This window comes from Ancylobacter sp. G4_0304 (assembly GCF_047501495.1).
Taxonomy (GTDB): domain Bacteria; phylum Pseudomonadota; class Alphaproteobacteria; order Rhizobiales; family Xanthobacteraceae; genus Ancylobacter.
Genome location: NZ_JAZDRM010000057.1, coordinates 1 through 15338, shown reverse-complemented (window position 1 = coordinate 15338; position 15338 = coordinate 1). Strand labels below are relative to the sequence as shown.

The window sequence follows — 15338 nt, the reverse complement described above, 5'->3', positions numbered from 1 at the left end:
TGTCGTAGATGCCCCGCCGCGGCACGCCGCCCAGCACCCGGAAGGCGTGGTTATGGGCGTCGAACAGCATCTCGTGAGTCTGGAGCAGGTAGGCTCGAAGCGTGAAGGCGCGGCTGCAGGACAGCTTGACGTGGGCGACCTGGAGCTTGGTGCGCTCGCCGGCGATGATCGCCCAGTCCTCCGACCAATCGAACTGGAACGCTTCGCCCGGCACAAAGGCCAGCGGCACGAAGGTGCCGCGGCCGCTGGTCTGTTGTTCGCGCAACCGGGCCGCCTTCCAGTCCCGGGCAAAGGCCGCCACCCGATTGTACGACCCCTCATAGCCGAGGCTCACCAGATCGGCGTGCAGCTGCTTGACCGTGCGCTTGTGCTTGCGCGACTTGCCGCCCTCGACCCGCAGCATCGCCGCGAGCTTGTCGGCATAGGGATCGAGCTTGCTCGGCCGATCGGGGACGCGAAACCGCGGCTCGACGCTGTCCGCCCGCAGGTACTTGCGCACGGTGTTCCGTGAGAGGCCGCTGCGGCGGGATATCTCCCGGATCGAGCAACGATCCCGATGATGCCAGCGTCGGATGACGCTCAATAACTCCATGTCGATCACTCCGCTGTCCCCCGCGTGTGCCGCGTGAGACGTGGTGAAAACATGGGTCACTTCTCGATGGAAAAATCCGTCCCTGACGGGTCAACTCTCAATGGAAATCAACAGTCGAAGCTCTCAGAGGACGTCACCGAGACCCTGGAGATCGTGCCGCGATCCTGGAAGGTGATCCAGACGGTCCGCGAGAAGTTCACCTGCCGCCAGTGCGAGGCGATCACCCAGCCGCCGGCGCCCTTCCATGTGACGCCACGCGGCTTCATCGGGCCGAACCTGCTGGCGACAATCCTCTTCGAGAAGTTCGGCCAGCACCAGCCGTTGAACCGCCAGAGCGAAAGGTATGCGCGCGAGGGTATCGACCTCTCCGTCTCGACGCTGGCCGATCAGGTCGGTGCGGCGACTGCGGCGCTGAGGCCTCTGCATGATCTGATCGCCCGGCACGTCATGGCGGCGGAGCGCCTGCACGCCGACGACACCACCGTGCCGATCCTGGCCAAGGGCAAGACCGATACGGGCCGGATCTGGACCTATGTGCGCGACGATCGTCCCTTCGGCGGCGCCGACCCGCCGGCGGCCCTCACCTTCGCCTCGCGCGACAGGCGGCAGGAGCATCCGGACGCACACCTCGCGGGCTGGCGGGGCATCCTCCAGGCCGACGCCTACGGCGGCTACAACGGACTGTATGATCCCGCACGTCCGGGCGGACCGGTCACGTCGGCGCTTTGCTGGTCCCATGCCAGGAGAGGCTTCTTCGAACTCGCAGACATCGCCGCAAGCGCGCGGCGCGGGCCCGGGGCCGCGCCGGTGTCGCCCATCGCCCTGGAGGCGGTGAAGCGCATCGACGCTCTCTTCGACATCGAACGCGGGATCAGCGGCTTGAGTGCCAAGGCGCGTCGCGACGCCCGGCAGGCGCAGAGCCGGCCTCTCGTCGATGACCTGCACGCCTGGCTCGGCGCGCAGCGCCTCAAGTTGTCCCGATCGGCGTCAGTTGCCAAGCCGATCGACTATATGCTCAGGCGCTGGAACGGCTTTGCAACCGTCCTTGATGACGGCCGTGCCTGCCTGTCGAACAATGCGGCGGAGCGGGCTTTGCGCGGCTTCGCCCTGGGACGGAAGGCATGGCTCTTCGCCGGCTCCGACCGCGGCGCTGAGCGCGCCGCCGCCATGGCGACGCTGATCACCACGGCGAAGCTCAACGCCGTCGATCCGCAGGCCTGGCTTGCCGATGTGCTCGCCCGCATCGCCGGCACGCCGCAGAGCCGGCTCGCCGAACTGCTGCCATGGAACTGGCAAGCCGGCAGCTCCGGACAGTGTGAAGCCGCCTGACCGCAGGGCCGCCGACGCCAACGTCTTCACCATCGCGCTCGCAGCCCAAATGCTGGGCGAAACCGAAGATCGGCTCTGGGCGCTCGCCGACCAGATGGATCCGGAGGACGGCCTCGTCTGGATCCACGACACGGATGAACGCCAGACAATGGCCTTTACGTCCTTCGGCATCGAAACCCTCAAGAATCTTGTCGCAGATCAACACACGACCGAAAGCTGAGGTCCCGCGGCCGTCGCCGGATGCTTACATTGATAACTTGGATACTGAGGACCCAAGTCCAAATGACAGCATCGACCTAGCACTGATTTTAACGGTAGCGGAGGGATGCCGCTCCTGAAGCTGCCACGGCGCGGGAAAGCGTCCACAGTGCGGGCGCGTTGCCGCAGAAAGTCGTGGGGAAGGTGAAATCATGGAGCGGACGGCGGAACGGCAGGTGTGATATGAGCAAGCCTGCCCATTACCCCTCCTGCTGGGCTTCTTTAGCACGCCGATCGTCAATGCGGTCGTGCGAACTCGCGATCCTTCGGTTTGGGTAGGTGTCGAACTCGAACACGAGATGCACGACATCAGTCGAGAAGCGACCTTGGATCCCATGGACCACGATATCGACGTCGCGCAAGTGCTTGGTAGTAATGATCTCCTCCCCCAGCAAAAGCGTCGTTTTCACGCGATCGGAAGGCAATGCAGCGCGGATCCCTTCCGAGATCAACAGCGTCCACTCGGCCGCGTCGCGGTCTGTCACGTATGCGAGCATACCTCCAAATCGCTCCAGGGTATAAGGAGCGCTGGCATCATCGAAGCGTCCCAAGCCGTCCGCGCCGAGATAGTCGGCGGCGATGTCACCCGGTCTCGTGAGCTTCTTCGCCTCAAGGCGCAGGTCGAGACGGTCGCGATGGATCGCCAGCTGTATGTCGGTGGGCTGGGCGCGCGGTCCGATCGCCGGATCGTATCGCCGAGCGACCTCGACATGGAAGTCCATGCCCGTCAGACTGGGGATCGACGATCCTGGGCTCGGCGCAACGATGAACTGCTCGTCGCGGATCTCCTCCATAGCCTCGATAAGCGCCTGGCTTATCGACGTCTCGTCCGGAAGCTTGGCTCCCTTGAGGGCCTTGTTGCTCTTGCCGAACCACCCGGGCCGTCGCTCCGTCGACGCCGGCTCGCGAACCCGGCGCGCCGCTTCGCGCAGGCCGCCGATCGCCTCGCCGAGGAATCGATGCCAGGCGTCGTCCGCTAGGTCATCCGCTGGCCATCTTCTCATGGACATCCCGAAACGACCTGCCTGATGACTTCGCCAGCGTCGTCTACGGCCTGATCGGCCATCCAGGCGAACAACGCCGAAGATTTACTCAGGCGCGCCACCCGGCTCTTTGCGTCGAACGAGACGACGCTCGAAGCCACGAACTTGCCATCACGGTTCGGCGGGGCGGCTCCCTCCTTCTCCGCGTCCTGCCCGAACGCGACGCGGAGCCTGACGACGCCGTCCCCGCGCCCTTCGATCGTCACCGATGGCGCGAACCGCTCCGTGAACGCGGCTGCGAGGTCGCGGCTAAAGCGATCCAGATACACGCGGATTTGATCTTTGCCTGCTTCCACGAATGCGTCGGAAGGAAGTTGCGCGTCGGCATACCCTTCCGAGAAAGAGAGGAACTCTTTTACGGCGCGTCGCAGATCCAAGCCCGCACCTAGCGCATCCAGAATCGAGCCATCCTTGTCTGAGGAACCATGCAGGTCCAGGAAGGCGGGCTCGGAAGCGTCTTCGAATGGGCAAGGAAGCGAGAGCAGATCACCCTTCTCGAAACGTGCGCCGTCGAGCAATACCGTTGCGCCGTAGAGCGCCGCAAAATATCGCACGACGCCCGATTCGAGGAACGCCTTGAGGGACCAAAGCGCGTCGATCTGCCGAGAGCCCCGCGTATACTCGGAGAGCTTCGTCGCCGATGCAGCGCACCCATTATCCGCGAAAAATATCCCGTAGAAAGTGGAATTGAAAGCATGCGGCTCTTCGAGCACGCGTAGCCCCTTGAAGGCGCGCGGCACCAAAAGGATGTTGCCGGAGAAAAGCGCCCGATAGCCGACAGCGATCTCCTGTTCGAGAACCTTAGGCAGGGCGACGAGATTGACGGGTAACTCGCGCCCCTGCCTGTCGATCCGCATCGGGAAGCGGAAACCCGTATCCTCCTCGTTGCCGCCGCGCTGGATGTGCAAGCCCGAGCGCATCAGGAATTCCGCGACCGTCGATTTGCGCCGCCTCGTGAAGTTCCGAAGTGCGTCGCGGGTCCGCCGGTCCACCGTTCCGAGAATGAGCGGGCCGAACCAGCCATTGGAGTCGCCCTGTAGGTCCCTAACCTGGACGGTCTGCAAGTCGGTCTGCGACACAAAAAGCGCCCAGACGTCTCCGACCTCGCCTAGCGGTAACGAGGACAGCCGAGGTCTGTATACGGATACTAGGTCGGACGGTTGGGGCGCTTGATGGCGCGCCACCACGACCGTCGCCGCCGCACGGGCGCCGGTGAAGAGCCGGTATCGCAGATAGGAGAGATTGGCCACGGAACGGACGGAGACTTTGGAGGCTAGTGCCGTAGCGAAGCGTTCCGATTGGCGACCTACTAAGGAGGTTGTCGGCAGGATAAGCCCGATGACGGCGCCTTCCTCGCACAGGCGCTCCACGGCGAACCAGACGAACGCGTCCGAGAGGCGCCCGTGCATAACGGGCGTCTCAACCGGCAGCTCGGCGAGAAATGCGGTCAACGCGTCATCGTTAACCGGAACGTTCTGATTCGGAGTCTGGGTGTTGCGTCTTGCCCCCTGACGCTTCAGCCGAAGCCAAGGGGGATTGCCGAGGACATGGGTGAACGTTGTCCCCTCGAAGGGATGCGAGAAGGCACTGGCGACGACGATGTTGTCGGTGAGGGGAGGCAAGAGCTTCTCACCCTCATCAATTTCGGCAAGATCCTTGATCGCCACTCCGGCAATATAGTCCAGCATCGTCATATAGAGGCTGAAGCGGCAGACATTGGCGGCCTGGGCGTTCTTCTCGATGCCGAAAATGCAATCCCTTAACAGGTGGCGAGCGGAGTTCGCGTGGGCGGGCCCCCAGCCGCCGGGCGGAGCACATCGCTCCATGATACGGCGGTAGGCGGATACTAGGAACACGCCGGAGCCGGCCGCGGCGTCGACCACCCGCGAGGTCGCCTCCATCGGGCGTTGGGCATCGGCGCGCGCGACGACGAAATCGGCCAAGTAGGGCGGCGTGTAGAAGGCGCCTTCGGCGCGCTGCGCATCGCCGTCCTCTAAGCGAAGGAACCGCTCGTAGATTGCCGATATCGTTTCGGTGCGAAGCACCTGGAACGAGACGTCGAGGAAGCTTAGCTGCCTTCCCTCTACCTTCTCGTCCCACCGCACGACCCGATGGATGAACTGGATCAGCTCAGACGGAATTTGGGGACGCTCGGTCTCCGCGATCGGGAACACACAGCCATTGATCGCCCCGTCGATGCCGTCCAGCACTGCCCAGACCTCGTCGGGCGAGAACTCCGGATAATTGGACCGCACACCACGATGGGAAGCCGCGTCGGCGAATCCCACACCCTTGCATCCAGAGGCCCGGATGACATCGCGCAGCCACTGCTCGTCGATCAATCCCCTATCAATCAGCACGAACAGGTAGATCAGCTTGCCAACCAATGCGTTCACGAGCGCGCGGCCTTGGCGAGTATCGAGCTGGGGAAAAGTGGTGCACGCGTATCGGTTGAGTTGCTCGATCGCGGCTACGAGCCGGCTGTCGATTGTGTCCGCGCGCGAGACCTTGCGGTCCTTCCAAAAAATGGAAGTTGTCAGGGAACGCGCCGAAACGTCCTCCAACGATGCGGGTAAAATGTCGTCGACGTCCTCGTGGCGCGTCAGGACAGACCCGTCGGATGGTGGGCCGAACCCGTTCCTCACTTCCACCCCACCAGGGGTTACGACGACGAGCAGCGGCACGACGCCCTGGGTCCAGACGCGACGGTGTAGTTCGTCCGCGGCCATGTCGTCGCGCGCCTGGCCCACATATACAACCGGCTTGAAAGATCCTGGAATCGCGCCATCAGAGATGCCGAACACGGAATGGACGCCGATCGCCCCAAACGCCGTCATGACGACGTGTACATTCTCGAGCCGATCGAAGGACTCGGCGTTGGCGAAATACGTCGCGCTGCCAACGTAGCCTAGCGCGCGGCACAGCGACTCGACCTTGCGCGTGAGGGACGCGTCGTCCATCGCTCGCCTCCCCCTATCCGCCACGTCCATGGGTGACACGACACCCTAAACCATCAAAAGGCATTAAGCCACTGAAAACAAACCGATTACTCAGGCGAGATTGTGCAGGCGGTGCTGGCACTTAGCCGCGGCGGTTCACTTTCGCTATTCGAGAGAAATGCGCGAACGCGATCGAATTCGTGGCCGAACGAAACGTGCTAGACCGGATGCGGCACCGTATCGTCTCATGCGTCGCAGCTGGGCAGATCGACGGCATTTGTCGCGGGAGGCAGCGCCTCCTCTACGATGCATGGCTGGCGTGGCCGGCGGAAAAGAATGCGGCCCCGCTACCGTTGAGCACGATGCGATGGCGGATCCGCGCGCTTCAACGTTCGAGGTGAGCGCGTCTTATCGTGACGCAAGCTTGGTGTCGCTGGTGAAGGCGGGAATGTCTGCTCCTCGGTGGAATGCCAGTCGGCAAATGTCGCAAAGGTGCCGACGTGCCCCAACTCGCTAATGCCCGCTTTTGGGAAACGGCGGTTGCCAGATCAATGACTGAGATTGGGGCGCAAAGCTGACGTTGCTGAAAGGGCAGTCGAGGGCTGGTATGGGTCACGGATACCACTCCGACGTTCCAGTCGGGTGCGAGCGGAAGCATCAGTTTTGGCGTCGGTTTCTACGTACTGAAGGAAGTCATAGGTTCCCAAATAAACCACTGCGACAAACTGTGCGCATCTGCTCCCATTGTTCGCCGAGACGTAAACGAGCTGCAGGGCAGCTAAACTACGCTGCCTGGTCGGCAAAGGAGGCGGCGTCTGCAATGGCCTGAAACTGCTCAAGGTATTCGGGGCGATGCTGGAGGAGATAGCGCACGATGCGCGGATTGCCGAGCAGCTTCGCGAGATACCCCCTCACGACCGTGAGTTGGAGGTGATCCTTGCCATATGTCTCGTGGATCTCGGCCATCGACTCCTGAAGCCGGGCGAGTTCCTTCTCCATCTTTGCCATTGCCTCCGGCGTGACGCCGCGCACTTTCTTCGATTTCTTCTCCCCGGCGAGTTCGTTGGACGGGGTACCGGCGAGCAGTGCCGTCGCGTAGGCCGCCGTGTAGTTGTTCGCAGCGATCATCAGTTCGGTGGCCTCGATCTGCCGCAGTGGCTTCATCCGCTTGAGGATCTCGAACACGGCCATCGGACACATCGTGTCCTTTAGCATTGAGACGACCTCGTGACTGATACCGTCGAGGAGGTTCGCCTTCCGCCTCACACTGTTGACATGGAGGCTGAGCGCGCGGGCGATCTTTTCGCTGGAGACGCCGCGGGCGATGGCCTTCCGGATCATGGCGTGTTCCTGGACGGCAGACAGGCGGCTGATCCGCTTGTTGAAGGTGAAGGCCTCGTCGTCGGTCGAGACCAAACACTCGACCTCGGTCCTATCGAGGTCCTTCAGGATCTCCACGCGGACATGTCCGTCGAGTAGGAGGAAGTTCTTTGGATTGCCTTCTATCCTGGCAACGACAGGCGGCTCGACCAGCCCGACCTCGATCACCGAGGTGCGGATCTGCTGGTACTTGTGGCTCGCTTTGACCGAGGGCCTTGGGGGACGGACAGGTAGGAGGGCAGCGATCGGCACGGTGATGCATTCGGGCTCGAAAGCGATCCGCGCGAAGGTCTCGATCTCGCTCATGCCGCTTCTCCCAAGATGCGCATCTCCAGGTCCTTCGGCATGGTGTCAAGCTTCTCAGCCCGGAGCAGGGTGACAAAGTTTTCGTCGACCCGCAGATTCTTGAGCGCCTCGACGATGAAAAGGAGACGCGTCTGCGTGACCTCGGCCTTCTTGACGAGCAGACGCTGTTTGTCGGCCTCCTGCTGGAAAATCCGGACAAAGGCCTCGGAGGTCCTTGCCCGCGTCAGCTTTTTGCCGAATGCGTTCATGGAGATGTGTTTGCCTCGCCGGGTCCGCTGTTCGATCAGGCGCCGCATCTTGATGAGCCGCGGTCCCGTAATTTTCCCCTCTGTATAGGCCTCCGCGAGCATGTGTTGGATCACCTCGTCGTCGGCACGGACGATCTCGATCGCCACCGAGATTGGGATCGTCCCGGCGTCGACGGCCTCGATGAGGCGTTGTTCGCCCTTCTCGATCAGCAATGCCATCATGCTTACCCATTCGGGCGTGGTGCCGATCTTGTCAGCGATCTGCCGGTCCGTGTAGCCGCGCTTCCGCAGCGTGGCCACATCCTGGAGCAAATCAATGGATCGGTGCTGCCGCCGGGCGCAATTCTCCACGAGGCTCATGATCAGGCACTCTTCGTCGGACGCTGCCGTCACGATTGCGGGGATCTCGGTTCGCCCGAGCTCTCGGAACGCCTCAATGCGTCCTTGGCCGCAGGCGAGCCCGTAGGATCGCTGGCCGTCCGCTCCCATCATCGTGTTCACCCGAATCGGACGCTTCAGGCCAACCGTCCGGATGCTCTCGACCACGTCCATGAACTTGCGCCGGTTGCGGACGCGCGGGTTCAGCACGACGATCCGGTCGATCGGGATCATCTGCACGCAGGTATTCGTAGCTTGGGTCATGCCGCCTCCTCAAACAGTGCTCGGGCCGCCAGGGAGAAAAAGAAGTCGAGGGTCTCGAAGCGATAGCCATCCAGGGATAGGCCGTTGCTCTCCCCGAGCCGAAGCCTGTGTTCGGCCATGTCGAGACGCGGGAGCAGATAGTAGTCGAGCGGGGAGACGTTGATGCGATCCATGCGCACCGCGACTGTGATGTCGGGCACCAGTCCGGTGTCGAGCCGAATGCGCCAGCGCGGCGAGCCCCCCTGCGTTTCGCCGCAGCGCGCAACGACCACGGAGGCGGTGAACTCGCCGTTGACGTCGAGCAAGCCGGTGTGGGGATCGACTCGAACCTCGCCGCCTGCGTTCCTCAAACCGTCCACCACCAATGCGACTACGTCGGGATGCATCGCCCGTAGGCGCCGGTTGATCTCGACATAGCGATAGTCACGCTGCGGGTTGTACCCGACGAGATGGTAAGCACGCAGCAGGCTGCCAAAGCGGCTTCGGTAGACGCTGCTTGACGGCATATCCTCATGCTCGTCGATGACTAGGCAGGAGAGGGCGCCCTGCTCAAGGAGGAGCGACCGGAGCAGGTCGAGGAGATCAGCGTCAGTCAGCCTCCGGCTGCGATCCTCCACGATCCTGGCGGCGCGCTCGAAAGTGGCGGCATCGACGATAGGTGTGAAAACGGCGCGCGCACGAACCCAATGCTCCGGGGCGTTCACGACGCGGCGCATCTTCAGCTTGAAGGAAACGCGATTGAAAACGTTGTCACCGATGTATTTGGGGTTCGTCAGGACCTGATGGACGGTCCCGCGCGTCCATGGACGCCCGAGGTTGGTGACGATGCCATCGCGATTCAGGCTGGTTGCGATCTCGGATTCCTGGATACCCTTCTCGACGAAGAGTCGGTAGATGCGCCGGACTGTCTCGACCTCGTCGAGTGGTCCGGGGACCAGGATCACCCGTTCGGTCTGAAGGCTCTTGCGCTCGCCGATCGCGAGTTCGGCCTTCGGCTCACCATGCTCGTCGATGAGGAGCCGCCGAAGTCCATAGCCGGCCATTCCCCCTTGCCGAAACCCCTTCTCGACGAGGCGGCACTGGCCGGCGAAGACTTTGACCGAAAGCTCGCGGCTGTATTCGCCGGCCATGACCCGCTTGACGGTCTTCAGCAGGTTGGAGCCAATGCTGCCGTCGTTTTCGAACTGTTCAGCGCAATAGTGGACAACGATGTCCGCGCGATAACACAGGAATTCGAGGTGGGCGCCGTGGTCGGCGTTCTGGAAGCGCCCCCAGCGGCTCACGTCATAGACAAGGATTGTGCCGAAATCCGCTACGTTCCGTTCGACGTCGGAAAGAAGCTTTTGGAAGGCGTCGCGTCCCTCCAGGTTCAGTCCACTCTTGCCGGCATCCTCATAAACGCGGACGATTTCGATGTCCCTTGCTGCGGCGAACCTCCGGATGGTGTCGAGCTGGTTCTCGGTTGAATAGCGCTGGTGGTCGGTCGACATCCGCACATAGGCGGCTGCCCGCATCGACCGGTCCTCGCCGGCCCTCGCTGTTCGCGAGAGTCCCTCCACCCTGCTCACACGCTGACGCTCCAATTTCTGGCGTCGACTGCCGGCGCACTCCCTCGGCACTAGAGCGCGGAGCTGATGGAATGTCCTTTCCGGATTCGGGCACTATCTTTCCCAAACGGCGCAGCCGTGAGCCTGCAAGACCGTCATTTGCCAAGCTGGTTTCAACGGCATTGCGAGCTTCGCTGCGTGGCCAGTCCTCCTCTATCAAGACGGTGGCGCTCTGGACCGGCGCGAATGAGCGGACCGTAAAGAACTGGTTCGCCGGTGATCGGGCCCCGTCCGGAGATCATTTTCTAGGGTTGGCAGCAAACTCGCCCGCGGTGCTCGCGGCCTTTCTGGCGGCCATCCACCGGAATGACTGCCTCGTCATGGCCGATATCGAGGAGGCGCGCGCCAAGGTCGCTGCGGCGCTTGTAACCTTGGATGCCGTGCGCGCCGTGCAAATGGAAGCTATTGGAAGGACGGGGAACTCTGACCCACGGAGCGGCTGACGAACCTCAGGAGATGGCTTTGTTTTGGGTGAGTCCGGAGCGATGCCTCAACTCCGGCCCCCCTAGTCTTTCTCTGGTCTTTCAACATCCTCCACGATCTCCTGCCGCAGCTGTGGCCCCTTGGCGAGGCGCCGGCCGAGTGCGCGGGTGTAGGCTGCGTAGCGCTCGGAGAGCTTGGCCCGCGTGGCCTGTGCGGCGGGTTCGGGCAGCGCGGGGGTGGTGGCGAGCCAGAAGCGGATGAAGGTGGCGAAAGCCTCGGTCGAGATGCCGAGGTCGCGCTCCAGCCGGGCGAGGCGGCGATCGATCTGGCCGAGGCGCCGGGCAAGAGCGGCCTCCTGGCGCTCGGAGCTGTCGGGCGACAGGAAGGAGGCGATCGCGGCCTGAGCGATCAGGGACATGGATTGGTCGCGCTGGGCGGCGTAGTGGGCCAGCATGTCCATGAGGTCGGGCTCGAGGTAGACCGAGATCTGCGCTTTCTTCGTGCGGCCTGCCATGGCGATCACAACTCCATGCCGTCATTGGGATTGAGGCTGACCTGTCGGGCCACGCCTTGCATCAGGCCGGTCATGCGCCGGTTCCGGGTGGCGACGTCGTCCATCTCATCGTCGCGGTCCAGGTCCAACGCGAACTCGTTCTCGATAGGCTGCATTTTCTCGACTGCCTTCACGCGGCTGAGCTCGGGCTGATGCCGGTGCTCCGACCCGGTCGGGTCATCGTCTTGACCTTCGATGGCGGCGCTCCCGCCCGTGCTCTCCTGTGTTGCGGGCACCGGCAGGGCGGTCCAGTCATCGTACTGCAAGGCCGAACCACGAGGGGTCGTTGGCGGCGGCAGTACTCGGTCCCGGAAGCGCACGTCCTCATAGTAGCGGGCCTTCTTTGCCCGGATCGGCGGGGTGCCGGCGACCATGACGATCTCGTCCGTGGGCGGCAACTGCATGACCTCGCCGGGGGTGAGCAACGGGCGGGCGGTCTCCGAGCGCGACACCATGAGATGACCCAGCCAGGGTGAGAGCCGATGCCCGGCATAGTTTTTCATCGCCTTCATCTCAGTGGCGGTGCCGAGCGCATCCGACACGCGCTTCGCGGTGCGCTCGTCGTTCGTGGCGAAGCTCACGCGGACATGGCAGTTGTCGAGGATGGAGTTATTAGGCCCATAGGCTTTCTCGATCTGGTTCAGCGACTGGGCGATGAGGAAGGCTTTCAGGCCATAGCCGGCCATGAAGGCGAGCGCGCTCTCGAAGAAGTCGAGCCGCCCCAGCGCCGGAAACTCGTCGAGCATGAGCAGCAGACGATGGCGCCCACCCTTCGCCTGCAGGTCTTCGGTGAGGCGCCGACCTATCTGGTTGAGGAGCAGGCGGATCAACGGCTTGGTGCGGTTGATGTCGGAAGGCGGCACCACGAGATATAGGGTCGATGGAGCCTTGCCGCCGACGATATCGGCGATGCGCCAGTCGCAGCGCCGCGTCACCTCGGCAATCACCGGATCGCGGTACAGGCCGAGGAAGGACATGGCGGTGGAGAGCACGCCCGAGCGCTCATTGTCGGATTTGTTCAGCAATTCACGGGCGGCGCTGGCGATGACGGGATGCGGGCCAGCCTCGCCGAGATGCCCGGTCTTCATCATGGCGTCGAGCGTCGTCTCGATCGGCCGCTTCGGATCGGAGAGGAAGGCGGCGACGCCGGCCAGCGTCTTGTCCGTCTCGGCATAGAGCACATGGAGGATGGCGCCGACCAGCAGCGCGTGGCTGGTCTTCTCCCAGTGGTTTCGCTTTTCCAGCGAGCCCTCGGGGTCGACGAGGATGTCGGCGATATTCTGGACGTCACGCACTTCCCATTCGCCGCGGCGCACCTCGAGCAGAGGGTTGTAGGCGGCGGACTTGGCGTTGGTCGGGTCGAACAGCAGCACGCGGCCATGCCGGGCGCGGAAGCCGGCGGTGAGCTGCCAGTTCTCGCCCTTGATGTCATGGACGATGGCCGATCCCGGCCAGGTCAGCAGCGAGGGCACGACCAGGCCGACGCCCTTGCCGGACCGGGTCGGCGCGAAGCACAGCACATGCTCGGGCCCGTCGTGACGCAGATAGTCGCGTTCATACCGACCGAGGACGACGCCATCGGTGCCGAGCAGCCCGGCGATGCGGACCTCCTCCTTCTCGGCCCAGCGCGCCGAACCATAGGTCTCGACCTTTGAGGCCTCGCGGGCCCGCCAGACCGACAGGGCGATGGCGACGGCGATGGAGAGGAAGCCTCCGGAGGCGGCGATCAGCGCGCCCCGGAAAAACACCTCCGGCGCATAGGCATCGAAAAAATACCACCACCAGAAGAAGGCCGGCGGGTAGTAGATCGGAACCCCGAGCCACGCGAACCACGGGGCGCCCAGCTGCGCCTGGAAGCCGAGGCTCCAGGCCACATATTGTGTTGCGCCCCAGATCGCCGCCAGCACGATCAGCAGCACGGTGAGGATCTGCCCCCAGAGGATTTTCGTCGCCGACATGGTGATGATCCTTCTCTGCGGTCAGAGGCCAAGGCCGCGCTGGCGACCGAAACTCCAGTCGACGCCACCATCATCACGGGCGACGCCGGAGACATGCTTGCCGAGTTGGCGCTCCAGCGAGGGCGACCACGGTACGAGTTGGAACCCGAGCCCGTCGTCGAGCATTGCGAAGCGGCCGGAGGCGAGCACAAGTCGCTGGCGATACGTGCCGGCGACATACTCGCCGGTGCCGGCCTTGTTGAACGGCAGGCCGGTCTCGGCGGCGAGCTTGTCGCCGACGGCCTCCAGTTCCCGGCGACGCAGCGTGTCGATGAGATTGCGGGCGAAGACGACGCGCCGTCCCTGTTGTTCGGCCAGCCCCTCGCGGATGAGATGCTCGGCGCGTCGGTCAAGTGCCTGGCTCACCTCGGCGCCAAAGCCGCCGTCTGACAGAGCAATGGGGTCACGCGCAATGGCCTGCCGGTCGAGCCAGGTGGCGCCAGTGGCGGTCACCTGATGGGTGAGGTCCAGATCGGAGCGCACCGCGAGCGCGACGCGCCGTTTGCCGTGCGCATCATCGAAGGTGCGCAGTTCGACGATGGAGCCGGCCGCGCCGTCACCGGCTGCGTCGAGATCGGGCAGCCGGATGTGATGGGAACGCCCGTCCACGCCATCGACGATGGCAAAGGCGGAGCCGTGGAGTTCATCATCGAGGCCGCGCGCGACCAGCCGGCCGATGACCGGCACGTCGAGACTCTCGGCAGCGAGGACATAGCTGGCCGTGCCACGCTCGATCCCGCGTTCGGTGAGGGCGCGGTGCATGCGCTTGATGATGTCGCCGCGCTCCCCCAGCCCGCGCAGGGTGGCTTCCGCTTCCGGCTCCATCACCCATTGCGCGTTGCCGATCTCACTGGCGAGGCCGAGCGTCTCGAGTTTGCGGAGGCGCCCAATCTTCAGCGTATGGTGCTCGTCCGGCTGTCGGCCGGGAACCAGCGCCATGTCGATGATGCCGCTCTCCCGGGTCTCGCGGACAAGCTGGCGGTCGAGCTCGGTCCAGCGCTCGGCCTCGATCTGGCGTTCCAAACTTCGGCGGACATCGAGCTCTGTGCGGGGGCCGAGTTCCAGGGTGATCAGGTCACGGGCGCGATCGCGCATGCCCTCGCTGATATAGTCGCGGGAGATCACGAGGTCCTGGCCATCGTCGCGGCGGCCTCGCACGATCAGATGCACATGGGGATGCTCGGTGTTCCAGTGATCGACGGCGACCCAGTCGAGACCGGTGCCGAGGTCCTTCTCCATCTGCCGGGCGAGGTCACGGGTGAAGGCCCGCAGATCCTCCGTCTCCAACGCGTCGTCAGGCGAGATGATGAAGCGGAAATGGTGACGGTCCTCGCGGCAGTGCTCGGTGAAGGCGTCGACATCCACGCTCTCGATCTCGGGACCAAACATCCGCGCCTTCTCCCCGTCTCGCGTCACGCCCTCGCGGCGAAGATAGGTGAGGTGCTGACTGAGAGAGCCCGCACGGGCCGTGTGTCGGACGACACGGGCCTTCACCACAGCGCCGCGTGAGTGCGGCGTGATCCGGCGGCTGGCCTGAAGGCTGGCGACCTGCCCGCTGCCGAAACGCGAGCGGTTGCCGGGGGCGATCTTGCCGGAGCGAGAGACCCCGCCGCCGGCCTTCCGGGCTGCGACAAGCGCCTGGGCAATGAAGGGGCGGGCCTGCTGGGCGCGGGTCGAGCGGATGCGGCCGGGACGGACGCGGAACTCGCGTTCATCGCTCATGGCGAAGCCTCGCAATGTGCGGAAAATCGTTGATGCGGCGCCATTTGCGGCACGCGCAAACCTTGTGGTTCGGCTCCACAAGGTGCCGCAGGCGCGGAAAACACGTGGTGAAACAACACGACGACCGCCGCGCAATGTGCGCTCTTTTATCCTGCCATCGTGCGGTCGTGATGTATCCGTCCGGTCTCTGCACAGTATTGGTGGAGTGCAAAATCGGGGCATGTCGGCTTCCTTCGAAGCATGGAGGATCTCCGATGAATTTGAGACATTTCGAGAACACGGCGCGTCAGTCCTGGTGG

11 protein-coding genes and 1 pseudogene are annotated in these 15338 nt (G+C 63.8%); 3 read left to right on the top strand and 9 right to left on the bottom strand.

The window, feature by feature from the left end; genetic code table 11:
• Nucleotides 1-592 (bottom strand): IS21 family transposase (gene istA / locus VRZ77_RS20815; RefSeq protein ID WP_414594483.1); only part of this gene is annotated, 592 nt, incomplete at its 3' end.
• A gap of 111 nt (nt 593-703) precedes the next feature.
• Between istA and tnpC the strand changes: the two are divergent.
• Together tnpC and VRZ77_RS20805 are read left to right on the top strand one after the other, a co-directional pair.
• Nucleotides 704-1921 (top strand): annotated as a pseudogene (gene tnpC, locus VRZ77_RS20810) (IS66 family transposase); the annotation flags it as partial.
• Nucleotides 1908-2141: a hypothetical protein gene (locus VRZ77_RS20805; protein WP_394096662.1), complete on the top strand. Its 234-nt coding sequence runs from the start codon at nt 1908-1910 to the stop codon at nt 2139-2141. The pseudogene tnpC and the gene VRZ77_RS20805, both read left to right, overlap by 14 nt.
• 238 nt (nt 2142-2379) lie before the next feature.
• On the opposite strand, the gene VRZ77_RS20800 is transcribed toward VRZ77_RS20805, so the two are convergent.
• The 5 genes from VRZ77_RS20800 to VRZ77_RS20780 form a co-directional block, all read right to left on the bottom strand.
• The gene (locus tag VRZ77_RS20800; RefSeq protein WP_414594482.1) at nt 2380-3183 is read right to left on the bottom strand and encodes a hypothetical protein; all 804 of its coding nucleotides are present in this window, start codon (nt 3181-3183) and stop codon (nt 2380-2382) included.
• Nucleotides 3180-6182 carry an N-6 DNA methylase gene (locus tag VRZ77_RS20795; RefSeq protein WP_414594481.1) on the bottom strand — a complete coding sequence of 1001 codons (3003 nt, stop codon included), beginning with the start codon at nt 6180-6182 and terminating at the stop codon, nt 3180-3182. The genes VRZ77_RS20800 and VRZ77_RS20795 overlap by 4 nt, the downstream gene beginning before the upstream one ends.
• 762 nt (nt 6183-6944) lie before the next feature.
• Nucleotides 6945-7847: a plasmid partitioning protein RepB C-terminal domain-containing protein gene (locus tag VRZ77_RS20790; protein WP_414594480.1), complete on the bottom strand. Its 903-nt coding sequence runs from the start codon at nt 7845-7847 to the stop codon at nt 6945-6947.
• Entirely contained in the window at nt 7844-8737 is an 894-nt protein-coding gene (locus VRZ77_RS20785) for a plasmid partitioning protein RepB C-terminal domain-containing protein (RefSeq protein WP_230360574.1), read from the bottom strand. The genes VRZ77_RS20790 and VRZ77_RS20785 overlap by 4 nt, the downstream gene beginning before the upstream one ends.
• Nucleotides 8734-10251, bottom strand: a complete 1518-nt coding sequence (locus VRZ77_RS20780; RefSeq protein ID WP_414594479.1) for a recombinase family protein — start codon at nt 10249-10251, stop codon at nt 8734-8736. Before VRZ77_RS20780 ends, VRZ77_RS20785 begins: the two co-directional genes overlap by 4 nt.
• 125 nt (nt 10252-10376) lie before the next feature.
• On the opposite strand from VRZ77_RS20780, the gene VRZ77_RS20775 reads away from it, so the two are divergent.
• On the top strand, nt 10377-10787 hold the full coding sequence (locus VRZ77_RS20775; protein ID WP_414594478.1) for a hypothetical protein: 411 nt from the start codon (nt 10377-10379) through the stop codon (nt 10785-10787).
• Between the two features lie 62 nt (nt 10788-10849).
• Here VRZ77_RS20775 and VRZ77_RS20770 read toward each other — a convergent pair whose 3' ends face one another.
• The 3 genes from VRZ77_RS20770 to VRZ77_RS20760 are packed head-to-tail and all read right to left on the bottom strand — an operon-like array spanning nt 10850 to nt 15039.
• Entirely contained in the window at nt 10850-11281 is a 432-nt protein-coding gene (locus VRZ77_RS20770; protein ID WP_414594477.1) for a CopG family transcriptional regulator, read from the bottom strand.
• A gap of 5 nt (nt 11282-11286) precedes the next feature.
• On the bottom strand, nt 11287-13278 hold the full coding sequence (locus tag VRZ77_RS20765; RefSeq protein WP_414594476.1) for a conjugal transfer protein TraG: 1992 nt from the start codon (nt 13276-13278) through the stop codon (nt 11287-11289).
• 21 nt (nt 13279-13299) lie between these two features.
• Nucleotides 13300-15039, bottom strand: coding sequence for a relaxase/mobilization nuclease domain-containing protein (locus VRZ77_RS20760; protein WP_414594475.1), 1740 nt, complete (start codon nt 15037-15039; stop codon nt 13300-13302).
• Between the last annotated feature and the right edge of the window lie 299 nt (nt 15040-15338).